The organism is Colwellia psychrerythraea (genome assembly GCF_000764225.1).
GTDB classification, from domain to species: domain Bacteria; phylum Pseudomonadota; class Gammaproteobacteria; order Enterobacterales; family Alteromonadaceae; genus Colwellia; species Colwellia psychrerythraea_D.
This window is the reverse complement of sequence record NZ_JQED01000003.1, coordinates 52,647-70,721: the sequence shown is the minus strand read 5'-3', so window position 1 is coordinate 70,721 and position 18,075 is coordinate 52,647. Positions and strand designations below refer to the sequence as shown.

Below are 18,075 nucleotides of genomic sequence, written 5' to 3'. Positions count from 1 at the left end.
TTTATCGAGTAAAAAAACCAGATAAACCCTTTTCAAGCAATACCTTACCCCATATTTTAAAATGAACTACCTATTTATTCCCCAGTAAAAACTGAGCGTAAAACTAGCTAGGCACTTTTCAGGGCGCGTAATATACCAAAAAAAAGCGCAAAAATCAAAAAAACCAATAACCACTGAGCTTGATTCAGAACCAATGGTTAGTTAATTAATCCGCTTGCTTACGTAAAAAAGCAGGGATATCTAAATAGGTATCTAAATCTGTTGCAGGTGCTTTTTGTGCATTGCTATCAGTCATCGCTACTGTTTCACTCGCTATATTTGCTTGTGGTGCTGCAGGGGTATAATCTGCGCCTACAACTTTTGACTCAGCGATTGGCATAGGGTTGACTAAGGTAATGTCGGGCTTGCTTTCAGCACCAATACCCGTCGCCACAACAGTTACACGTAGCTCATCTGTCATGTCCATATCTATAACCGCACCAACAACAACCGTGGCATTTTCAGAAGCAAAAGCTTTTACCGCATTACCAACAGTTTCAAACTCATCGATACTAATATCCATACCTGCGGTAATATTAACTAAGATACCGCGTGCACCTGCTAAATCTACATCTTCTAGCAGCGGACTAGAAATGGCTGCATCGGCAGCTTCTTGTGCTCTATCATCACCAGAAGCAATTCCTGAGCCCATCATGGCTGTTCCCATTTCAGACATAACAGTACGAACATCGGCAAAATCCACGTTTATTAAGCCTGGACGTGTGATTAGTTCGGCAATACCTTGCACTGCGCCAAGTAGAACGTTATTTGCTGCTTTAAAAGCATCCAATAAGCTTGTTCCTGGACCTAATACTTTCAGTAACTTTTCATTAGGAATGGTTATCAGTGAATCAACGCTTTTTGATAAAAACTCAATGCCTTGATCGGCATAGTTCATTCGCTTTTTACCTTCAAATGGGAATGGCTTAGTCACAACAGCAACCGTTAAAATCCCCATTTCTTTAGCTATTTCAGCAACTACAGGTGCTGCACCTGTACCGGTACCACCACCCATACCAGCTGCGATAAAAATCATATCTGCACCTTGCAAGGCTTGCTTAATAGTTTCTCGATCTTCTTCCGCTGCACAACGGCCGATTTCAGGGTTTGCGCCAGCGCCCAAACCTTTAGTTACATCAGCACCCAGTTGTAAGGTAACATCTGCAGAAGAATTACGTAACGCTTGAGAGTCAGTGTTTGCGGTAACAAACTCAACACCCTCAATCGTTTGTGAAACCATGTGTTCAACGGCATTACCACCACCGCCTCCAACGCCGATAACTTTAATTATCGCTTCTTCGCTATGGTCTTCCATTAATTCAAACATTTTTCTCTCTCCGTTTTACTTACAATAACTTAAAATTTTTAATAAACTGTTGTTATTTGTTACGTTACTTAACAACAACTCGAGATAACTGTTATTTCCATGTAACAGCTCACAATACAGTTCTTTAGAACTCGCCTTTAAACCAAGCATGTATTCTTGACCAAAAGTCACCAACACTTTCTCGTTTTTTCGATGTGCTATTCACTTCACTCGTTGCCTGCATACCGTAATGTAGAAGGCCAACAACTGTGGAGTAACTAGGATCGTTTACATATTCTTTCAATCCTTGTATTGATAAAGGATTAGCAATGCGAACCGGCATTTGGAAGATTTCTTCCGCAAACTCAAGCACGCCCTCCATTTTCGCTGTACCACCCGTTAGTACATAACCGGCTGCGATCTGATCTTCCAAACCAGACTCTCTTATTTCATCTTGAATTAATTCAAATAACTCTTGATATCTTGGCTCAACAACTTCGGATAAGGTATGACGCGACATTGAACGTGCAGGTCGTCCACCCACACTCGGCACATCAATACTTTCTTCCATACTAACTAATTGCTTTAAAGCACAGGCGTATTGCACTTTAATATCTTCAGCATGACTTAGTGGTGTTCTAAAAATTTTAGAAATATCACTAGTCACTTGATTACCCGCAACAGGTATTACTGCCGTGTGGCGTAAAGTACCTCCTGTAAAGACTGAAATATCCATGGTGCCCGCGCCCATATCAACAACACATACACCTAACTCTTTTTCATCTTCGGTCAACACGGCATAACTAGATGCTAGTGCAGAAAAAATTAATTGATCCGCAGTCAAATCACAGCGCTCAACACATTTAACTAAGTTTTTAGCCATATCATTAGCACACGTTACAATATGAACTTTCGCTTCCATACGTACGCCAGACATACCTATTGGACTTTTAATACCGTCTTGACAATCAATGCTGAACTCTTGTGGTAAGACATGCAACATACGACGTTCAGCGGAAATAGGTACTGAACGTGCAGTATGAATAACATTATCTACATCCTCTTGAATCACTTCTTTGTCATTAACTGGCACCATGCCATTTTCATTTTGACAACTAATATGTTTACCTGAGATCCCCAAGTAAATTGAGCTTATTTGACAATCTGCCATCAATTCAGCTTCATTAATGGCGCGTTGGATTGCTTGAATAACTAAATTCAAGTCATTAACCCCGCCTTTATCCATACCGCGAGCAGGCTGATTACCGACACCAATAATACTTAACTGATTGTCTGGTGTAATCTCTCCTACCGCGACAGATATTTTGGAGGTACCTATATCAAGGCCAACCACTAACTTTCTTTCTGCTGCTTTAGACATTTAACTTAAACTCTTAACTAATTGTGCTGATTTAAGGTGATAATTCTTGTTATTTTTTTGCAATTTACGCTGTGTCTTATTTTGGCTAATGTTGTCTACTGTTTTCCAACCAACAGCCAATCCCGTATCATACCGCAAATCGATGTAATCAACCGCCTGATTTTGCTCTTTTTCTGTAATTTTTTTTGTCTTTAGCTGAGCTTTAATAATTGGGTAAACATCCATAAAACGCTGAATGCGTTCAACCCGCTCTTCTCGACCTAAATTTAAGGTCACACCATCATCTAATGTTAACTGCCATGAAAAGCGTTCACTTAACACTAACTCATCAATTTTCAATGCTTTAAAATCAAGTAAGGCATTGAGATCCCGATAGTTTTCTAAAGCCAGCAATTCACTCCCTTCAGGGCCAAAAAAACTTGGAAGGTAATGATTAATCCGGTTAATATCAGCTTGAAAAACTTGACCCGTTTGATTAATTAAAAAGCCACCATTCCATAAAGCTACCGGATTTTGATCAACCACATATATTTTCAATCTATTAGGCCACTGCTTTCTTACGGCGACTGAGTAAACCCAGGGTAAATTAAGTACATAACTTTGTACTTCATTGACATCAACTTGAAAAAAGTTCCCCATATCAACCTGATCAATCGCATTGATAATGTCACTACGCTTGCTATACGGCATTTCACCTGAGACATCGATTGATGTTACGGGTGCACTTTCTTGACCAATAAAGTGTTGAGTCAGCCAAAAACTGATGGTGATAAGACTAAACAGCACAATAATAAAAAACACCAAACCCAAACCAAAAGACAAAGCGCTGTCTTGGCCTAGCGGTGTTGCTTTATTATCAGATTGCTGCTTTTTATTCATAGTCCTTTGTTACTCTTTAACACTAAGTTGTAAAATTTGAGTCACTAACTCACTAAAATTCAGCCCAAATACCTTTGCCGCCTTGGGTACGAGTGACGTTTCAGTCATACCCGGTACGGTATTCACTTCTAATACCTGCCATTCTCCGCGCTGATTTTGCATAATATCAACACGACCCCAGCCTTGGGCTCCTGTTGCATTGAACGCTTTGATTGATAACGCTTGTATTTCGCTTTCTTCACGTTTATTTAACCCACAAGGACAGTGGTACTGTGTACTTGTAGATTGATATTTTGCTTCATAATCATAAAATTCACGTGGTGTTTCCATATGAATAGCTGGTAATGCTTTGTCACCTAAAATAGTAACCGTATATTCTGGACCATCAATCCAAGCTTCAAGTAAAACTTGTCTATCAAAACCAAATGCTTCAATTAGCGCATTGCGGAGTTGCTCAATGGTTTTTGCCTGTGCCATACCAATACTTGACCCTTCATTGGCTGGTTTTACCATCACTCTACCGCCTAATTCGGCAAGAATATTCTCTAATGATAATGTTGCAAAATCAGCTTTATTTACAATGGTAAAAGGAGCAGTTGGGATATCACAGGCTTTGAAAATTTGTTTACTACGAACTTTATCCATCGAAAGCGACGAGCCTAAAACATTTGAGCCTGTATAAGGAATACCTAAGTATTCAAGTGCACCTTGCAAGCAACCATCTTCACCGCCTCTGCCATGTAAAGCAATGAAAACGCGATCTATGTTTTTGTCCAATAAATCAGTTAACGGCACTGTTTTAGTATCGATTAAAGTAACATTAAAGCCTGCCTCTTCAAGGCCTTTCGCAATAGCTTGTCCTGATTTAAGCGACACGTCACGTTCTGCTGAATTACCACCATAAAGTACAGCAATTTTCTCTTGTTTAAGCATCTCTAGTGGATTATCTAGTGCCATAGCCATTAGTTATTACCTTTATCTACAGCTTGACTTGTAGAGCCAGTGTGCAGTAAAGCATGCTCCGCTAAGTTGCGCGCTACTGCGCCAATACTTCCTGCTCCTTGTGTGATTACCATGTCGTTATCTTGCAAATGAGTCGCTAATAATTGGGGAAGTTTATCAATATCACTGACATAAACAGGTTCTATTTGACCGCGTAGACGTATTGAACGTGCTAAGCTTTTACTATCTGCTGACGAGATTGGCGTTTCTCCTGCTGCATAAACGTCAAGCAAGAATAAACAATCAACTTCAGAAAGTACTTCAACAAAGTCTTCATATAAGTCACGTGTTCGAGAATAGCGATGTGGCTGAAAAACCATAACTAGACGTTTATCTGGCCAACCTTGGCGCATTGCTAAAATTGTTGCTTTCACTTCACTGGGGTGGTGGCCATAATCGTCTACCAAAACCATACGACCTGCATCAGTAGTGAAATCTGATAGCTTCTCAAAGCGTCTACCAATACCCTCAAATTCGATTAAGGCCTGACAAATAGCTTCATCAGACACTCCCTCGTCTTTAGCTACAGCAACACCAGCCAAAGCATTTAATACATTATGCTGGCCTGGCAAGTTTACACTCATTGCTAGCGGTTTTTGCCCATCGACTTTTACGGTGAAATGACTAACAGCCCCACGTTGTTTATAGTTTACCGCTCTGACATCTGCATCCTCAGAGAAGCCATAAGTGATCACTTGACGGCTAATACGTGGCAATAATTCTCGTACTACAGGGTTATCAATACACACTACCGCTAAACCATAAAATGGTAAATTATGTAAAAACTCTATGTAGGTATCTTTAAGTTTTTCAAAGTCACCTTGATACGTTTCCATATGATCAGCATCAATATTTGTAATTACCGCAACCATGGGTTGTAAGTGTAAAAAGGAAGCATCACTTTCATCAGCCTCTGCGACGAGATAACGGCTGCTACCTAGCCTTGCATTCGTACCCGCACTATTGAGTAAACCACCAATAACGAACGTTGGATCTAATTGACCTTGAGCAAAAATACTGGAAATTAAGCTTGTTGTCGTTGTTTTCCCATGCGTACCCGCAATGGCAATACCATGTCGAAAACGCATTAACTCTGCTAACATTTCCGCACGTCTAACTACTGGGATGCGCAAATTTTTTGCTGCAATAAGCTCAGGATTATCACTGCTAATTGCGGTAGAAACTACAATTACGCTAGCTTGCGCTACATTAGCTTCCTGATGACCAATGATAATACTGGCACCTAATGATCTTAAGCGTTTTACCACTTGGTTTTCACCAATATCTGAGCCTGAGATTTGATAACCTTCATTTAGCAATACTTCGGCAATACCACCCATTCCCGCACCGCCTATACCAACAAAGTGGATACGTTTTACCCGACGCATTTCAGGCACCTGCGCGGCAGTTGAGTGAGTACTATTTGTTGAGTTAACTTGCTTAATCATATCTTCTCTTCATTATTTCTAAATTTTGTGCCATTGGATTGAGAAAGCTGTTGGCATAATTTTGCTACTTTCTGACTTGCATCACTGTTTGCTGCATTCAAGGAAGCTTTAGCCATACCAGCTAACGTTTCAGGCTGCTCAAATAATTGAGTAATTAAATCAGTAACACTCTCATTAGTTAATTTTTCCTGTGGCAATAGCTTTGCCGCATCACATTCGACTAGGTATAGTGCATTTTTTGTTTGATGATCATCTACCGCATGCGGCAGTGGAACAAAAATAGCCGGGATACCCGCCATTGCTAATTCTGATACGGTTAAGGCTCCTGCACGGCAAATGACTAGATCTGCCCACTGATACGCTGTAGCTATATCAGTAATAAACTCTGTAATTTTTACTTTGCCAGATTCAATATCGACTTGCTCATAAGAATTAGCGACTTTGGCTTTATTATTTTTTCCAGTTTGATGCCATATGCAATAATTATTATCGCTTTGTGATAACAACCCAAAACTAGATGGCATCACATTATTTAACACTTGGGCACCTAAACTGCCGCCAACCACAAGTATATTTTTACTAGCAGGTTCGGTTTGATCAGCGTTTTCTGAAACGCTTACCTGCTTAACAATTGAAGTACGTAATGGGTTTCCAACTACTTCGGCATCAATCTCGCTGTTAAAAGCATTAGGAAAAGCACAACAAATTTTATTGGCAATGCGCGCTAATAATCGATTACTTAAACCTGCAGCAGCATTTTGCTCATGAACAATGAGTGGGATATTACTTAACCACGCCGCCAAGCCACCCGGTGCGCTAGCATAGCCTCCCATCCCTAATACAACATCTGGTTTCACCACTTTAATGACCCGCCTTGCTTGAAACAAAGAGCGTAACAATTTAAAGGGCATAACAAGTGTTGCTAATATATTCTTACCACGCAGACCACTTATATTAATAAAGGAAATATCATAACCATGCTTAGGCACAATGTGTGCTTCCATTCGATCGGCAGTGCCTAACCAATGAATTGTCCACCCTAGGGCCTTAAGTTCATCGGCAACCGCAATGCCTGGGAAAATATGCCCACCAGTACCACCAGCCATAACTAACAAGGTTTTTGCTACCCCTTTATTATTATGATTAACACTCATTATTTGTCACCATCTTGCTTAACTTTGCTCTTAGCTTCTCTTTTACTTGGCCTTTTTGAGCTAGTTGCTTGAATACTCTGTAAGCGTATTTCATGGTCAATACGTATTAATATAACCAGTGCTAAAGTCATCACGATCATAGAACTACCACCATAACTAATCAATGGCATGGTTAATCCTTTAGTCGGTACAATACCTGCACTTGCACCAATATTTACCGCGGCTTGAAAACACATCCAAATACCAATGGAGTATGCTAAAAAACCTTCAAAATATTTTTCTTTAGCTAAGGCATAACGTCCTAAAATAAGTGCTTTGTAGACTAAAATCATACTCAATATCAGCACAACACTGATACCAACAAAACCAAACTCTTCAGCCAAAACAGCCATTACAAAATCGGTATGCGCTTCAGGTAGATACTCCAATTTCTGTATGCTATTCCCTAATCCTTGACCTAATAGATCACCACGACCATATGCCATTAATGATTGAGTGAGTTGATAGCCACTTCCAAATGGATCTTGCCATGGGTCTAAAAAGCTAGTCACCCGCCGCCAGCGATAGGGTTCAAAATAAGCCAGCATTCCCAGTGATGTAGCCCCCACTAAAGCCATGGCAATAAATTGCCATAACTTAGCCCCAGCTAAAAATAGTAAACCAAATGTAGTAACAAACATCACGATGACCGTGCCTAAATCAGGCTGTAATAACAACAATGCCGCCATTACGCCAAAGACAATCAAGGGTTTAATAAAACCTTTTAGGTTTTCCATGACTTGTTCACGTCGACGAACTAAATAGGCGGATAAATAACAAAAGAAAAATAATTTAGCAGGCTCCGCTGCTTGAACCGTAATTGGGCCAAGTACTATCCAACGTGTTGAACCATTTACTGAACGCCCTATCAACAAGACAGTAACTAGCAATACAATGGCAAAGCCTAATAAGTAGCTACTATTTTTATGCCACCAAGACATAGGAATTTGTAAAGCAACACTCGCGATAGCAAGGCTCAAGCCAATATAGATACCGTGGCGAATTACAAAATGAAAGGGGTTATTAAAAAGGCGTTCAGCTACTGGAATTGAGGAAGATGCAACCATGACGAGTCCAACCATATACATGGTTAACCCTAACACGATGAAACTGCGATCAAAGGCACTTGCACCATATTGATTTGACCCCGCCATAAATCGATTAATCCATTCAGGTAATGGCGGTACAGGTACTTGTGATAACGTCTTTGATATCGCTTGAGTCGTTTCTAATGACACAGTTCTCGCTAAGGTCATGGTTTTCTCTAATGACATGAACCCTCCTTAGCTTGAACCGCATTAATAAATTGCTCCCCGCGTTCTTGATAGTTTTTAAACATATCAATGCTCGCGCAAGCTGGTGACAGTAAGACCATATCTCCAGGCTGTGCAATTTTCTTTGCTTGCTCTACTGCCTCATTCAGAGTATTTACTTGTATTGCATCACTGACTAATTCAGCAATTGCACTGCCATCTTTGCCTAACGTAATTAATTGATTGACATCACAATTTAATATTGTTGTTAGCGTACTAAAATCAGCCCCTTTGCCGTCGCCACCTGCAATTAGAATTAACTTACCTTGAGCCAAAAGTGTTGGCGCTAATCCTGAAATAGCGGCAAGGGTTGCCCCAATATTTGTTGCTTTAGAATCATTTATCCATTGAATATCATCTTCGCTACTCACGCGTTGGCAACGATGAGCTAAGCCACTAAACCCAGCAAGATTAGCTGTCATAGCCGATAATGACCAACCAGCGCAGTAACCTAGCGCTAAAGCAGCCATATAATTCAGCGCATTATGCATTCCGGCAAGTGGTAATTCATCGAGAGAAATAATTGCTTGCTCACCAAACATCAAAATTTGTTTATTTTCAATACTATTCAGACCGAAGTGGCCTTGACTTGGCTTATCTAAACCAAAAGTAATGGTTTCTTGAGCGGGAACTAAGGTGTTCGACGCTTGATCTTCTCTGCTCACCACAGCCATTTTTGCTTGTGGATAAATACTTTGCTTGATCGCCTGATAATTGGCTAATGTTTTATGCCTATCGAGGTGGTCATCACTAAGGTTAAGCACACTAGCGGCAATAGCTTGCATGCTAGATAGGGTTTCTAATTGGAAACTAGAAAGTTCAACAATGATAATTTCTGGCTGATTTGCATGCTGGGAAGTGCCTGCATTTTCTCGTTGAAGTAAATCAAGTATGGGCTCGCCAATATTTCCTGCCAATGAAGCGTTAACGCCAATCACTTTAGCTAAATATGCTAACAACGACACAACAGTAGATTTACCGTTTGAACCGGTGACTGCCAGCATTTTAATCGGGACACTAAGACTATTGTTGACGAGACAAAATAACTCCACATCACCTATAACTAAGCAGTTTTTTGAAATGAGTGCCGTTATACCTTCACCGACTAAATCAATACCAGGGCTGGTAATAATAATATCAGCATTAGCAATTAAACTTTGATGCCATTGGCCAAAAACAAAATTGGCCTTGGGATAATCATGCTCGTATTGCCCTTGTATTTCGGTACTTGAAAATGGCATAGAACGCGAATCATTAACAGCAAAAGACAAACCTTGCGCATGCAAAAAACGAAGGCATGACAAACCTGTCATTCCTGCTCCTAGCACGACAATATTCTTATCTTTAAACGCTGCTAACCAAGTCATAACTTATTTAAATATATCCTATTTTTCTTAACGTTCTTTCTATAAACGCTATTAACGTAGCTTCAAGGTCGCTAAACCAATCAGTACTAATATCAATGAAATAATCCAAAAGCGCACAATAACTCGCGGCTCTGGCCAACCTTTTAATTCGTAATGGTGATGAATTGGCGCCATACGGAAAATACGCTGACCACGCATTTTATATGAGCCAACCTGTAAAATAACCGAAACGGTTTCCATAACGAAGACACCGCCCATAATGAATAAAACTAACTCTTGGCGAACAAGTATCGCAATAACGCCAAGTGCCGCACCTAATGCAAGAGAGCCTACATCTCCCATAAAGACTTGTGCTGGATACGTGTTAAACCACAGGAAACCTAACCCCGCACCAACGATTGCAGTGCAAACAACAACTAATTCACTGGTTAAAGCAATATGTGGAATATTCAAATAACTAGAAAAGTTTACATTACCTGTAACATAGGCAAATAAGGCAAAAGCACTGGCAACCATTATGGTAGGTACAATAGCAAGACCATCAAGGCCATCCGTTAAGTTAACGGCATTTGAAGTGCCAACAATAACAAAATAACTCATCACTACATAAAAAATACCTAACTGCGGTAATAACTCTTTCACAAAAGGTACTAATAGTGCCGTTTCTGTTGGGCTTTGCGCAATATAATACAAAAATATAGCAGTGCTTAAACCAATAATGGTTTGCCAAAAATATTTCCAGCGAGCAATTAAACCGTTAGAGTCTTTACGTATAACCTTGCGATAATCATCCACGAAGCCTATAACACCAAAGCTCACAATGACAAATAACACCACCCAAACATAAATATTACTTAGGTCTGCCCATAATAAAACACTGAAAACAATGGAAGCGAGTATTAACAGCCCTCCCATAGTTGGTGTACCTGATTTAGATAAATGACTTTCAGGGCCATCATCTCTTACCGTTTGACCAATCTGCATTTTTTGCAAATAACGAATAAGTTTAGGACCAAAATATAATGAGATAAACAGCGCGGTTAGCGTGCTAATAATGGCGCGAAATGTTAAATAAGAAAAAACATTAAACGCAGAATAAAATTGAGTTAAATACTCACCTAACCACAATAACATTAAGCCATACCTTCTTTACTTTGATCATCACTAGCAATATTTTCTGTGCTAGTTCTTAGGTCATTATTGATATCTTTCTGAACATTCATTTGTTCGAACCATTCAAGAATTTCTTTCACTACATGCTCCATATGTGCACTTCTAGAGCCTTTAACTAAAATAGCAATATCTTGCTGGCCAACAGATAATTGCTTATTCAATAAGGTAAATAAATGAGTTAATAACTCAGTTCTTTGATTAAAATGTTGACTATGCTCATCGTTATCATTGTCTTTGGCGAAAGCATCACTGGCCGCTTGGCTTAGCACCCCTAACGACAATAGGCTATTTAACTTCAAGCGCTTAGCAAATATACCAACCTCTTGATGATAGCTGCGTGCTTCACTGCCTAATTCGCCCATATCACCTAGAATAAGTAATTGCTTACCTGGATAATTTGATAATAATTGTGCTGCCGCTTTGGCTGATTCAAGGTTAGCGTTATAGCTATCATCAATAAGCTTTATACTGCAGCCTGTTTGCTTATTTTCAAAGTGATGTAAGTTCAATCGACCTTTTACCGGTTTCATTTGCGCTAAACCTAACTGGATACCTTCAAGGCTAGCACCAAACTCTATCGCAATTGCAGCTGAAGCAACCGCATTACACACATTATGCTTGCCTGGTACGGGTAATGTGACATCACAATGACCTTGCTGGGTGTGTAAAGTAAAAGTTGCGCAACCATTCTTGTCTAAGTTGACATTTTCGCTATAACAATCAGCTTTATTAACACAAGAGAAGGTATGGACCGTTTTGTCCGTTAAGCGCCATTGCCATTTACTAGTATACTTAGTGTCTTGGTTATAAAGGGCAACACCATTTTCGCCAAGACCAGAGAATATTTCCCCTTTTGCCCTAGCTACGCCACATAAATCGCCAAACCCCTCAAGGTGTGCTGCTGCAATATTATTTATGACGGCGACATCTGGCTGAGTTAACGCAGTGGTATAGGCAATCTCCCCCATATGATTAGCGCCCATTTCAATCACTGCAAAGTCATGGCTATGCTCTAAGCGAAGTAATGTTAAAGGTACGCCAATGTCGTTATTAAAATTACCATTGGTTGCTAATACATTACCTAATCGAGACAAAATAGCCGCAACCATTTCTTTCACGGTAGTTTTACCACTACTACCAGTAATACCTACCGTTTTAGGAGAGACTTCATTTTTTACAAAGGCGGCTATTTGACCTAAAGCAATACGCGTATCATTGACAACTAATTGCACGACATTTTTTACTGCCTCCAATTGATGATCAACAATGAGTAATTGACAGCCCTGCTCGATAACTTGCTGAGCAAAACGGTGGCCATCAAAGCTAGGTCCTTTGAGCGCTAAAAATGCTATATCTTTATCAGAATGTTCTTCGATAGCCCGACTATCAGTAACCAACTGATTAATAGTAAAAACATCCGGAATTAACTCAGCTTTTTGTTCAGGTATTAGAAGTTCACCATCAGTCACGCTAGCTAACATAGTCAGTGAGATCGTAATCATAAATTTGCCTCATTTGATAATGTAGCTATGTCGGCATGCTTTTGATAAAAACTCTGCACGACTAAACGTTCGTTATAAGCTAATTTTTGAGTGCCAATGATTGCGCCCTGTTCATCATGTTTTGCAACAATGACATAATCTTCGTGGCCTTTACCTGCCAACAAGACGATATCGCCAAACTTTGCTTTCTTTAGGGTGTTCAATACCGCTTGTTCTCTTTCTAAAATAATAGTTATTTTCTCTGCATCTGGATTAGCAAAACCATCGACAATATCATTGGCGATTAACTGAGCATCTTCACTACGGGGGTTATCATTGGTGACAACCAAATAATCGGCATACTTCTCCGCAGCTTTCGCCATTAAAGGTCTTTTGCCTTTATCTCTGTCACCGCCACAACCAAAAACAACATAAAGCTCACCAGAGCAATGTTGACGGCAAGCTTTTAAGGCTTTATCCAACGCATCAGGGGTATGAGCATAATCGACGACAGCTGTCGCCAAATTTTTAGCACTAGTAGCCTCCATGCGCCCTGCAACAGCATTCACTTGGGCTACTAAATCTGGCAGTTCACTTAATGGTACACCTTGAATAAGCAGTACACTGATAGCCGCTAATAAATTATCAATATTAAAGTCGCCCAACAATGGACTAGTAATTTCAATATTGCCTAAATGGCTAGTGAGTCTAAAAGATACACCCTGGCTGTGGTGGTTAATATTTTCAGCCATAACAAACTGCTTATGAGTGGTAATATTTTGTTCGCGGCTATACAGCCAAAGAGTTTGTTGCTCAGGCCAATTTTCTAGCCATGTTTGTGCTTGCTCATCATCATAATTAACTACCGCAACTTGATGACTCTCAGCAGTAAAAATTTGTTTTTTTGCCTCACCATAACTTGCCATAGAACCGTGGTAATCAAGATGATCTCGGCTTAAATTAGTAAAGACTGCTATATCAAATAAGTCTGCTTGCACGCGTTTTTGTGATAAAGCATGAGAAGATACTTCCATAGTTACATAGCTAAACTTGCCATGAACAGAGTGCTCGTCATTAAAACGGTTGAATAATTGGTGTAGCTCACACGCACCAGGCGTAGTATTTTCTATCGGCTGTAAATCTTGTAAAGGGCCTGCACCATTGGTCCCAATAACAGCACAGGGCTTATCATAAGCACTAAGCATCTGGGCTAATAGCTGGCTAGTAGTCGTCTTACCATTAGTACCGGTAATACCCACTAAGGTCATATTATTTTGCGGCGCTTGATAATAACTTTTTGTTAGAGAAAATAAATGTTGGTTAAGTTGATAGAACTTAATAATTGCTATCTTATTGTCACTTGGCGTAAAAGTAACATCACCATGTTCGTTAATATCCTCACACTCAGCAATCACTAATTTAGCCCCCTTTAGTATTGCTTGCTCAATATATTGGCGACCGTCTTGATCGTGGCCAATAATGGCGCAGAAAATATCACCTTTAACAACAGCGCGACTATCGTTATGAATATCACCATAAAAGCTACTTAAATCAATAGAGTTCGGGACAGTAATGGAATATTGAGCTAAACAAGCGGCTATGTATTGTGTAGCAGGTTTAGACATTATGCTCTCCTAATTCTGCTAATTTTTGCTCTGGATGAGTCAGTTTAATATGCTTACTAGCTGTGCGTGATCTTTGTGCATCTGGTGCGACATTAAGTACTCGTAAAGCACCTTTCATCACTCGGGAAAAGACAGGAGCTGCGACTTCGCCCCCATGATAAAGATCACCACTTGGTTCATTAATAACCACAACAACAACAACTTCAGGATTAGAAATGGGGGCGACTCCGGCAAATAGTGCAACATAATCATTACCATAACCACCAGCAACGGCTTTAATCGACGTTCCCGTTTTCCCTCCAACACGATAGCCATCAATTTTTGCTTTCGGTACGTGTTCATCAACAACAGCTTCGAGCATATGAGTTACTGCGAGGCTACTTTTCGCAGAAAAAATTCTTTCTTGATCTTCTGAATCAGTAGTTTTATCTGTGGTTTTAACAATACTTAATCGACGTTTTATTCCGCCATTGGCAAGTGCCATATAAAAACGCGTTAATTGCACGGGTGTAATGGCGAGTCCCGCTCCCCAAGATAGTGTTGCTAATTCAAATTTAGACCAACGACTTCTATCATGCATCATGCCAGCACTTTCACCGACTAAGTTAGTGCCAGTATCATCAGCAAACCCAGCATCAAAAAACTTATTCAACAAATAGTCTTTGGGCACTGATAGCGCTAATTTAGTGGTTCCCATGTTTGACGAAGTAACAAGGATATCTTCAATCGACAATTTACCTCGATTAATTGGATCACTCACTCGACGCCCACCTAAGCGCATCCAGCCGGGGCTCGTATTAATGATAGAGTCAGCTTTAGCTGAGCCAAATTCTAATGCTGTTAACGCCGTGAGAGGTTTCATGGTAGAGCCTGGCTCATAGATATCCGTGATAGCACGATTTCTAAAGCGATGAATTGCTGTATTTCGACGGTTATTCGGATTGTACGATGGACTATTGGTCATTGCCAATATCTCGCCAGTGTGAATATCGGCAACCACTACCGAACCAGAAGTTGCCTTAAAAGCCTGCACAGCGCCTTTTAGTTCTTTATAAGCAATAGCTTGAATACGTTGATCGATGCTTAACGTTATATCTTGCGCTTGCTCTGGCTCTTCAACAGAAATAATTTCAATTTTTCGTCCTTTGGCATCTTTTCTAAAGCGTTTAGCACCACCTGTCCCTGTGAGTAACTCATCATACATGCGTTCAATACCTTCAATACCTTTATCATCAACATTAGTAAAACCAATAAGGTGGGCACTGATTTCGCCAGTAGGATAGAAACGCTTTGACTCTTTACGTAAATGTATTCCTGGAATTTTTAGCTCTTTGATGTAACTGGCCATGGCTGGCGAAATTTTACGCTCTAAATAAATAAAACGTTTACGCGGGTTTTTAACGACACGTGCGATAAGTTTATTTATATCTTGGTCAAGAACGTCCGCGAGCGCTTGCCAGTGTTTAGTCATAGAAATGGCATTATTGTCCATAATGATTTTAGGATCAGCCCAGACAGTTTCAACAGGGACACTAATGGCAAGTTCGGCGCCATTTCGATCAACAATTGAACCACGTTGAACCGTATTAGAAGCAACGCGTAAAGAACGTAAGTCGCCTTGTTTTTTGAGCATTTCCGGTTCAATAATTTGAATATAAGCGGCTCGAGCCATCAAACTAATATAAATAAGCGCAACAAAAGCCAGCACTAAATAATAACGCCATGGCGCGGTATTTAGTGGGTTATTGTTTTTGGCTGATTTTTTATTCACACCGTTCTCATTTATATTATTGTTTCACTATTGTCTGACTCAAATTTGAGTAAAATTTTCTATCTTTTCTGGATCACAAACTTTTTTTGCTAAAAAGTAACATCGCTAACTTTCTTATTCTAAAGTAACAATTACTTCTGAATTCCCATTCGGGCGCTTCATATCCAATAGATTTTTCGCTTTACTCTCAATTGCACTATGTTCTGCCAAACTACTTTGCTCTAATAATAAATTGCGCCATTCAATATTTAACTCATCTTTTTGCGATAATAGAATTTCAAGTTCACTGGTTGTCTGTCGATTAACATGGCTGTAATAAATAACAGAAAATGCAGACAACACGACAAATAACAGCAAGATATAAGTAACACTATAACGGACAATATCTTGCCAAATATCAAAGACTAAGGCACGCGCAGCCATAATTAATCAGTATTTCTCGCTAAACGTTCTGCCACACGTAATACTGAACTACGAGAACGCACATTTTCTTCGACTTCTGTTTTACTCGGCTTTAACTTACGACCAATCAAAGAGAGCTTTTTACCTTTGTTCAATTCAACCTCACTGATAGGTAAGCCTCTGGGTACTTTTTTACCTTGCGAATGTTTTTTCATAAATTGTTTAACTAAGCGATCTTCAAGTGAGTGAAAACTAATAACAACCAAGCGTCCCCCCTCAGCTAACACATCAAGCGATGCTGCGAGTGCTTTCTCAATTTGATCCAATTCACTATTAATATACATACGGATAGCTTGGAAGCTTCTAGTTGCTGGATGTTTTTTTATTTCCCTTTGCGGGGCGGTTGTTTTGATTAGCTTAGCTAATTGACTTGTTCTCGTTAATGGCGCGTCATCACGGGTATCAACAATAGCATTAGCAATTCGCCATGCATGTTTTTCCTCACCAAAGGTACGTAATACCCAAGTGATGTCTTCTACGTCCGCTACAGCTAACCATTCTGCAGCGGTTTGACCTTTACTTGTATCCATACGCATATCTAAAGGGCCATCTTTCATAAAACTAAAGCCACGTTCAGCTTCATCAAGTTGGGGAGAAGAAACGCCAAGATCAAGTAAAATCCCGTCAACTTTACCCATTAACTCATGCTTTTCGGCAATATCAGCTAACGCAGCAAACCCTTGGTGTTCAATTAAAAAACGAGAATCATCTTTGAATTTTTCAGCAGCAATAATTGCTGTAGGATCGCGATCAATGGCAATTAAGCGACCATTGTCAGACAATTTAGAAAGAATAACGGTAGAATGACCGCCGCGACCGAAAGTACAATCGATAAAGCAACCGTCATCGGTTATAGCTAAACCATCTACGGCTTCATTGAGCAGCACTGAGATATGAGTGGTATCTAATTCCATGTTATATTTTTATAACCCTTGTTAACGCATTATTTTTAAAAAGTGACTTTGATAAAACTAAAGTGATAAGTCTAGTAAGCGTTCAGTCAATTCAATTTCGCCCGATTGTATTTTGCTAATGCCCTGTTGCATTTGCGCCTGCCATGCTGTGTCATGCCAAATTTCAAATTTTTTCAATTGACCCACAAGCATGACATTTTTTTCTAAGCCAGCATGTTGTCTCAAAGGTCCATTTATTAATAACCTACCGCTTTTATCTATCTCACAGTCACTGGCATTGCCCAAAATGACTTGCTGTAACAATCGCTCCTGTGGGTTCATGCTTGATAAATTACACAGTTTCAGTTCAATTTCTTCCCATTCGGGTAGTGGGTAAAGTAATAAACACGGATGTTGAATATCAACTGTACAGACCATTTTTCCATGGCAATCAGCAAATAGCTCTTCACGATACTTGGTCGGTATCGTGATCCTATTTTTACTGTCAAGCGTAATAGCGCTAGTGCCTCTAAACATAGTTGTTGTTACTTCACTCTATTGAACAATAAACAAACAGTTGATTAAGAATGTGCTATCTAATTACCATGTAAGATCCACATTTCCCCACTTTTTTCCACATTGCTACAGTTTAGTGAAAAAAGCAACGATCTGTCAAGTGACGAAAATGAAAAATGAAAGTACAGACACTGGCTAAAACACCAGTAAAATTAGGCCTTGTGAG

Annotated in this window: 15 protein-coding genes; all 15 read right to left on the bottom strand. The window is 39.8% G+C overall.

Annotated elements, in window-relative coordinates; genetic code table 11:
• Window positions 1-205: 205 nt before the first annotated feature.
• A complete protein-coding gene (gene ftsZ / locus ND2E_RS20865; RefSeq protein ID WP_033091869.1) occupies window positions 206-1,366 on the bottom strand; it encodes a cell division protein FtsZ in 1,161 nt (386 codons plus the stop codon).
• 124 nt (window positions 1,367-1,490) lie between these two features.
• Window positions 1,491-2,726, bottom strand: coding sequence for a cell division protein FtsA (gene ftsA, locus ND2E_RS20870; RefSeq protein ID WP_033091868.1), 1,236 nt, complete (start codon window positions 2,724-2,726; stop codon window positions 1,491-1,493).
• A complete protein-coding gene (locus ND2E_RS20875) occupies window positions 2,727-3,605 on the bottom strand; it encodes a cell division protein FtsQ/DivIB (protein ID WP_033091867.1) in 879 nt (292 codons plus the stop codon).
• A 9-nt stretch (window positions 3,606-3,614) separates the two neighbouring features.
• Complete coding sequence (locus ND2E_RS20880; protein WP_081961934.1) at window positions 3,615-4,568, bottom strand: D-alanine--D-alanine ligase; 954 nt, start codon at window positions 4,566-4,568, stop codon at window positions 3,615-3,617.
• Complete coding sequence (murC, locus tag ND2E_RS20885; protein WP_395858391.1) at window positions 4,568-6,052, bottom strand: UDP-N-acetylmuramate--L-alanine ligase; 1,485 nt, start codon at window positions 6,050-6,052, stop codon at window positions 4,568-4,570. Before murC ends, ND2E_RS20880 begins: the two co-directional genes overlap by 1 nt.
• Window positions 6,052-7,209 carry an undecaprenyldiphospho-muramoylpentapeptide beta-N-acetylglucosaminyltransferase gene (gene murG / locus ND2E_RS20890; RefSeq protein WP_033091865.1) on the bottom strand — a complete coding sequence of 386 codons (1,158 nt, stop codon included), beginning with the start codon at window positions 7,207-7,209 and terminating at the stop codon, window positions 6,052-6,054. Before murG ends, murC begins: the two co-directional genes overlap by 1 nt.
• Complete coding sequence (ftsW, locus tag ND2E_RS20895; protein ID WP_033091864.1) at window positions 7,209-8,522, bottom strand: cell division protein FtsW; 1,314 nt, start codon at window positions 8,520-8,522, stop codon at window positions 7,209-7,211. The genes murG and ftsW overlap by 1 nt, the downstream gene beginning before the upstream one ends.
• A complete protein-coding gene (gene murD / locus ND2E_RS20900; RefSeq protein WP_033091863.1) occupies window positions 8,513-9,928 on the bottom strand; it encodes a UDP-N-acetylmuramoyl-L-alanine--D-glutamate ligase in 1,416 nt (471 codons plus the stop codon). Before murD ends, ftsW begins: the two co-directional genes overlap by 10 nt.
• A gap of 51 nt (window positions 9,929-9,979) precedes the next feature.
• Window positions 9,980-11,062 carry a phospho-N-acetylmuramoyl-pentapeptide-transferase gene (gene mraY / locus ND2E_RS20905; RefSeq protein ID WP_033091862.1) on the bottom strand — a complete coding sequence of 361 codons (1,083 nt, stop codon included), beginning with the start codon at window positions 11,060-11,062 and terminating at the stop codon, window positions 9,980-9,982.
• Window positions 11,062-12,603, bottom strand: a complete 1,542-nt coding sequence (locus ND2E_RS20910; RefSeq protein ID WP_033091861.1) for a UDP-N-acetylmuramoyl-tripeptide--D-alanyl-D-alanine ligase — start codon at window positions 12,601-12,603, stop codon at window positions 11,062-11,064. The genes mraY and ND2E_RS20910 overlap by 1 nt, the downstream gene beginning before the upstream one ends.
• Window positions 12,600-14,207 (bottom strand): UDP-N-acetylmuramoyl-L-alanyl-D-glutamate--2,6-diaminopimelate ligase, encoded by a 1,608-nt coding sequence (locus tag ND2E_RS20915; protein ID WP_033091860.1) that lies wholly within the window; start codon window positions 14,205-14,207, stop codon window positions 12,600-12,602. The genes ND2E_RS20910 and ND2E_RS20915 overlap by 4 nt, the downstream gene beginning before the upstream one ends.
• Window positions 14,200-15,978, bottom strand: a complete 1,779-nt coding sequence (locus ND2E_RS20920) for a peptidoglycan D,D-transpeptidase FtsI family protein (RefSeq protein ID WP_033091859.1) — start codon at window positions 15,976-15,978, stop codon at window positions 14,200-14,202. The genes ND2E_RS20915 and ND2E_RS20920 overlap by 8 nt, the downstream gene beginning before the upstream one ends.
• Window positions 15,979-16,092: 114 nt before the next feature.
• Window positions 16,093-16,401, bottom strand: coding sequence for a cell division protein FtsL (gene ftsL, locus ND2E_RS20925; RefSeq protein WP_033091858.1), 309 nt, complete (start codon window positions 16,399-16,401; stop codon window positions 16,093-16,095).
• A 2-nt stretch (window positions 16,402-16,403) separates the two neighbouring features.
• Complete coding sequence (gene rsmH, locus ND2E_RS20930) at window positions 16,404-17,354, bottom strand: 16S rRNA (cytosine(1402)-N(4))-methyltransferase RsmH (protein WP_033091857.1); 951 nt, start codon at window positions 17,352-17,354, stop codon at window positions 16,404-16,406.
• Between the two features lie 57 nt (window positions 17,355-17,411).
• On the bottom strand, window positions 17,412-17,870 hold the full coding sequence (gene mraZ / locus ND2E_RS20935) for a division/cell wall cluster transcriptional repressor MraZ (RefSeq protein ID WP_033091856.1): 459 nt from the start codon (window positions 17,868-17,870) through the stop codon (window positions 17,412-17,414).
• Window positions 17,871-18,075: the final 205 nt, after the last annotated feature.